Genomic DNA, 6,131 nt, shown 5'->3' with positions numbered 1-6,131 from the left:
TACACGGTCAAGCAAGGCGCGAAACTTGTGCTGGTACCCCCGGCCGGGTCGAAACCTGCCTTTTTGAAGGAATTGTGGGCCTCCACCGGCTCCCACGGTGTCGTCGTGGGCGGCACCGGCGCGTTGTCCGACCAGGACGTAGCGTGGGCGCTGCAATAACCTCCCGTTTGCTCTTGAGGTCTGAATCCTCAACTATCGGTATTAATTAAGATTGGAACCATGGTTTTCACTGCAAATTTGCTGGATTGGCTGAAAGATCCCGGCGCCCTGTTGGAACACCTCATCTCGGCTTACGGGGTGTGGATGGTGGCCATCGTCGCCCTCATCGTGTTCATCGAGTCAGGAGTGCTGTTCCCGGTGCTGCCCGGCGATTCGATGCTGTTTGCGCTGGGGCTGCTGCAAGACCGCATGCCGGTGAACCTCGCCGTGATTCTGTTCGTGCTGATTGTGGCGGCAATCGCCGGAGCCCAGGTCGGCTACTGGTTCGGGCTGCTGTTTGGCGAACGGTTTTTCAAACCCGATGCGCGCGTGCTGAAAACCGAATATTTGCAGACTGCTCAAGTGTTTTTTCGCAAGTGGGGTGGACCGGCGGTGGTGTTGGGCCGTTTCGTTCCTTTCGTGCGTACTTTTGTGCCTATCGCGGCCGGAATTGGCCGCTACGGCTGGGCGCACTTTACCCTGTGGAATGTTATCGGCAGTATTGCCTGGACCGGCGTGTTCATCGTCGCCGGTATTTCGCTCGGGGGGGTGCCCTTTATCCGCAACAACGTGGAGCTCATCGCCGTCATCATCATCGCGGTTTCAGTCATTCCTATCGGGTTGGGGATTTTGAAAAAGGCTCTGAGTAAGCCCACGGATAGCCAGGAGACCGGGAAAAGTAACATACACTAGGGCCATGGTGAAATACCTCCAAGACCCCCTGAACCGGGCCATTTACGCTTCGGACGCCTCAAACTATCGCATCGTGCCCGACCGGATTGCCCAACCGGAGAACCTGGACCAGCTGCGCGACACGATTTTGGAAGCCCTGTCCGCTGGCGTGCCCCTGACGATGCGCGGCCGGGGAACCTCATGTTCCGGCAACTCTATCGGGCCTGGCCTGGTCATTGATACGTCTCACCACTGCAACCGGATTTTGTCCCTGGACCCTTCCGCGCGCCAGATTACGGTGGAGCCGGGGGTGGTGCTCGCCGATATTCAAAAGGCCGGGGCGCCCTTTGGTCTGCGATTTGGGCCTGACCCGTCCACCTGGACGCGGGCCACCGTCGGGGGTTCGATTGGCAACAACGCCTGTGGCCCGCACGCCCAAGCCTGGGGGCGCGTGGCCGACAATGTCATCTCGATGGACGTTATCGACGGTTTCGGGCGGGAATTTCACGCCGCTTCGGGTGAGGGTGCACTGGACGTGGTGCCGGGTTTACAGCGTTTAGTTGATGAAAACCTGGCCGTGATTCGCACGGAATGCGGGCGTTTTCACCGGCAAGTTTCGGGCTATTCCCTGGAACACTTGCTGCCGGAAAATGGGCGTGACCTGGCGAAATTCTTGGTGGGTAGCGAGGGAACTTTGGTTAGCGTGCTGCGCGCCACCCTGCGTTTGGTGCCGGTACCGGCCGCGCCGGTACTAGTGGTGCTGGGATACCCCGACATAATTGCCGCCGCCACCGACGTGCCGCTGATCAACGACTTTTCGCCCCTCGCGGTGGAGGGCATGGATTCGCGTCTGGTTTACACTCTGGCGCACAAGCCGGGGGTTGGCGAGCTGCCCGAACTGCCGGAGGGCAACGCTTGGCTGCTGGTAGAGATGGGCAGCGCCACCGAGGACCTGGAAACAACCCTGGCTCGGGCCAATGACCTGGCACAAGCCGCCAACACTCGCGCCACCCTGGTGCTGCCCCCCTCCACGCAAGCCACGAAACTTTGGAGGATTCGCGCTGATGGAGCCGGGCTTGGCGGGCGGACCCCCTTGAACCCTGACGGCAGTGGGAACGACCCGGCCTGGCCGGGCTGGGAGGACGCGGCGGTTCCACCCCAGAATTTGGCCGCTTATTTGCGAGATTTCACTGATTTGATGCGGGAAATGGACGTGGACGGGATGCTTTATGGGCACCTCGGGGACGGCTGCCTGCACGTGCGGTTGAACCTACCGTTGGGGGCGGCGGCTGACCAAGGGCGTTCTCGGGAGTTCCTGGAGCGCGCCGCAGACTTGGTGGGGAAGCATCACGGTTCGCTTTCGGGCGAGCACGGGGATGGCCGAGCCCGCTCCGAATTGTTGCCGCGGATGTATTCCCCTGCACTGATTCGTTTGTTTAAACAGGTCAAAGCCCTGTTTGACCCGCGGGGTTTGCTGAATCCGGGGGTGTTGGTGGATCCCGATCCGCTGGACGCGAATCTGCGTCTGGCGGGGGCTCGGACCATTCCGGCCTTGCCCGGTCAAGGCTTTACTTTTCCGAAAGACACGGATTTTACCGCGGCCGTGCATCGCTGCACCGGCGTTGGCAAATGTTTGGCAATGGACCAGATCAACGGTGCCTGGATGTGTCCCAGCTACCTGGCTACCGGCCAGGAACAAGATGCCACGCGCGGGCGCGCCCGGGTGCTGCAAGAGGTCACGAACGGCTCGCTCATTCGGGATTTCCGCGACCCGAACCTGTTACGCGCCCTCGATTTGTGTCTAGCGTGTAAGGCCTGTTCCGCGGCCTGCCCGACCGGGATTGACATGGCGGCGTACAAGTCCGAGTCGCTGTATCGGGCCTATCGCCGGAGTTTGCGGCCGCGTTCGCATTACCTGTTAGGTCGCCTGCCGGGCTGGCTGCGTTTGGCGCGCCGGATTCCCGGCGGAGCGAGCCTGGCCAACAGCATTTTCGGGGTCGCGTGGATACGCCGTCTGGTGTTTCGACTATTCGGGCTGGATTCACGCCGTCAGATGGCGCATTTTGCCCCCGAATCATTCCGGGATTGGACGCGGCGCCACGGCGGAAACGCAGCGGAACCGGAAATCGGCGCGAACGGGCTTGTGACCCCAACTACGAAACAGACACCGGACACTACGGGGCAGGTAAATGCCGTCGCCTCGACAGCAAGCGCGGATAGCCGTCCCGCTCCCGAAGCTAAACCGTGGGTGGCGGTGTGGGCGGATTCTTTCTCTGAGGGGATTGCCCCCGATGGTGCCGAAGCGGTGGTGGAGCTGCTGGAAACGGCGGGATACCAGGTGTATGTACCACCCCAAGCCTGCTGCGGGCTGACCTACGTGACTACCGGCCAGCTGGACAAGGCTCGGCGCAATATGCGGCGCTTGTGCCAAATTCTGGGGCCACTGGCGGTCAACGGAATTCCGATTGTTGGCGTGGAGCCGTCCTGCACCGCGACCCTGCGCGACGACCTGGAACGCTTGCTGCCCGACGATCCGCGCGCCCAGGCGATTGCCCAGGCCACGCGCACTTTAGCGGAACTGCTCAGCAATCCGGACACCGCACCCAATCCGGACGTGTGGCAGCTGCCGGATTTGCGAGGTGTGCAGGTTGTCGCCCAGCCGCATTGCCACCACTACAGCGTCCTGGGTTGGGAAACCGACCGCAAGTTGCTGGCGGCCACCGGGGCGGAAGTCGTGGAACTGGCGGGCTGCTGCGGCATGGCGGGCAATTTCGGCATGGAACACGTCGAGGTGTCGAAACGCATTGCGGAACACGCTTTGCTGCCCACCCTGCGCGCACACCCGGACGCGATTTTCCTGGCTGACGGCTTCAGCTGCCGCACCCAGGCAGAACAGCTAGCCGGCAGCCAGGGGATTCACCTGGCGCGACTACTGCTGGGGCCCAGCGCCCGCGTCGAAGCCTAGCCTCCAGGTCCGCGCTCAGCCAAAAGGCACCGGGAAAACATCCGGAGAATCCAGGATTGCTCGCTCCCAAAAATCAAGAGATACTCGCTGGGTTGCGGATATAAGGTGGGATTTGGGCAGTAGCTGCCATTATTGGCAGCTACTGCCCAAATCCCACCTTTAAAACACGCACGCCCCGAAACTCTGGACAGTTTCACGTCCAAACAGCGCTGAAATCCGGTAATACACACCGGAATTTAGCCCGGCTGAGTGTGCAGTGTATCCCTGCGGGACGTGGTAGTGTCCGCGGGAATTTAGCCTGGCTGGGGCAGGAAGCGTTGGGGGCGACTCAGCGAGAGGCTGGGGGGTGAGCGTTTTGCGACAATAGTCGCGCAAAACGCGAGGGGGTACTCCCCCTTCCGCCTCTCGCGAGCGCCCCCGAGCGAACGACCCGCAGAACTAAAACACGCAATAAAACCTATTTAAATGGCTCGGTGTGCCATATATGGCACACCGGGGCGAATTAATAGGATTAACGCCCGGGCCGGGATTGTCTCAGGGCATGAAGCCTAGCGGTTGCGCTCGATTTCAGCGTTGATTTCAGCTTGAGCTTCGGCGAGGGTCGGGCCATCGATGAAGCCCAAGTGCCAGAACTCCCAACCATCAACTTCTTGGCCGAGCACCCCAGCCGCCTCAGTGGGGTCGTCGAATTCGCGGCCTTCCAGGATAATGACCCCGCGCTCCGCCAGGGTAGCGTTGACTTCGGCCGCACTTCCATCAAAGTTCACCAGGGCCATGAGTGGCGTGTCCTCGCCGGTCACCTGGGCAATCACCCCAAGACCGGCGGCGTCACGGTTCAGCAGGTCGCTTGCCTCCGACTGATCCGAGCCGAGCGCCTCCGGGGTTTCCGGCGTTTCTAGGGTTTCCGGTGTTCCCCAAGTCCCCGCACTAGCGTTTGCCGCACCAGCGGACTCGGCGGGCTGCTCCATTTGCTCAGGTTCCCCGGGTTCCTCGAGTTGCTCAAATTGCGCGGGTTCCTCGAGTTGCGTCGGCTCGTTCTCGGCCTGCGCCTGCGCTTCGGCCTCCAGGGTCTGTTCACTGGCGGCAGCCCGATGCGAGTGATGAGCCGTCTGGAATTCTCCGGTATCGGTGCCGGAAATAATGTCCGCAAAGGACGGGGCGTCGTTTTCCGCGACGCTGCCGTGATGAGTGGTAAACAGCGACTCCACAGGCTCCTCGTCCTCCCCTGCAGCCAGCGGAGACACCGCGGAAGACCGGGCGACCTCCATAATAGAGTGACGGGAAATCGACCCGGTTTGCAGCGCAGGTTCATCAACTGGAGCCGGACTTTCCGCCGCGGTCTCAAGGCCGGTTGTCGCAGGTTCCGGGGTTGCCGCCGGTTCCGGGGCAGGCACCGCGGGCGCCGAGCCGGCAGGCACGTTATCTGGCGCAACCGCCGCGGGAACCGAACCGGAGGCCATCGGGGTCGCCAGGTCGGCAAAGCCCACGCTCGGCACCTCTTCCGGGCTGGGAGCCACCTCGGGCACCACGGATTCCGCGTTTTGCATATCCGCATCGGTGGCGGAGGTGATCGCCGGAATGCGGGCTCCCCGGCCCGCCAACAAGTTCATATCGTGGCTGAACAGCGAGGATGCGACCCGCTGCACATCTAAGAAACGGCGCCCGTTGGACATCTCGCGCACACTGACGTGATGGACTTCCAGCCCCGAGGGGGTCAAAGCATCTAGGGCCGGGCGCACATCGGGGTCAATCTCGGTGGCGACCAAAATCAGGCGCGGCCCCGCCGCCAAGTTCGGGGGCATAGCATCACGGAACTGGGTCCAACCGGAACGAAAAGCGCTGACCCCACCGGGATAGGCGGCAGCTAAATCGTTCCACCCCAGGTTCGACACCGCCCCGAGCCGGGCCAAAGCGGCAATTAAACCGCTGGAATCCAGCCGATTCACCACTTCGACCAGCACAACCTGGCCGGAACCGTCCAAAGCGGTCAAACGCGGGGACTCTTGGGGAAAACCAGAATCCGTCCCGTCCGCATCGGGAACCTCCGGGCCTGGTGCCGCCCCAGGTTCCGCAAATTCTCCGGGCATCCCGGACACCGGCGACACAGTCATATCGTTCCAGGTCACGGGGAAAAGCGGGCGAGCAATGACTTCGAGAACCTGACGGCGGACAGAATCCAGAATCTCCCCCTGGGCTTCCGGCCCTACGGGATGGCCAAACTGGGCCGGAATCAGGTGACCTTGGTCATACTCAAACAGCGACATCGCAACCTCAATCGTCGGGACTTTAGCGAGCC

General features: G+C 62.1%; 3 protein-coding genes. 2 read left to right on the top strand and 1 reads right to left on the bottom strand.

Translation table 11 applies throughout. The features are described from left to right. Nucleotides 1–219: 219 nt before the first annotated feature. Both Q0X47_RS08245 and Q0X47_RS08240 read left to right on the top strand, forming a co-directional pair. Entirely contained in the window at nt 220–891 is a 672-nt protein-coding gene (locus Q0X47_RS08245) for a VTT domain-containing protein (RefSeq protein ID WP_297724920.1), read from the top strand. A 4-nt stretch (nt 892–895) separates the two neighbouring features. Continuing rightward, nucleotides 896–3,835: an FAD-binding and (Fe-S)-binding domain-containing protein gene (locus Q0X47_RS08240; protein WP_297724917.1), complete on the top strand. Its 2,940-nt coding sequence runs from the start codon at nt 896–898 to the stop codon at nt 3,833–3,835. A 548-nt stretch (nt 3,836–4,383) separates the two neighbouring features. Here Q0X47_RS08240 and Q0X47_RS08235 read toward each other — a convergent pair. Then, nucleotides 4,384–6,131: hypothetical protein (locus Q0X47_RS08235; protein ID WP_297724913.1), on the bottom strand; the 1,748-nt coding region annotated here is incomplete at its 5' end.

Origin of the sequence: uncultured Mobiluncus sp. (assembly GCF_947254095.1) — a bacterium.
GTDB lineage: Bacteria > Actinomycetota > Actinomycetes > Actinomycetales > Actinomycetaceae > Mobiluncus.
This window is presented reverse-complemented; position numbering and strand designations above follow the sequence as displayed.

Bases quoted from the DNA above. Each gene is read 5' to 3' on its own strand.
- Q0X47_RS08245 (WP_297724920.1), top strand. From the start codon at position 220: ATGGTTTTCACTGCAAATTTGCTGGATTGGCTGAAAGATCCCGGCGCC.
- Q0X47_RS08240 (WP_297724917.1), top strand. From the start codon at position 896: ATGGTGAAATACCTCCAAGACCCCCTGAACCGGGCCATTTACGCTTCG.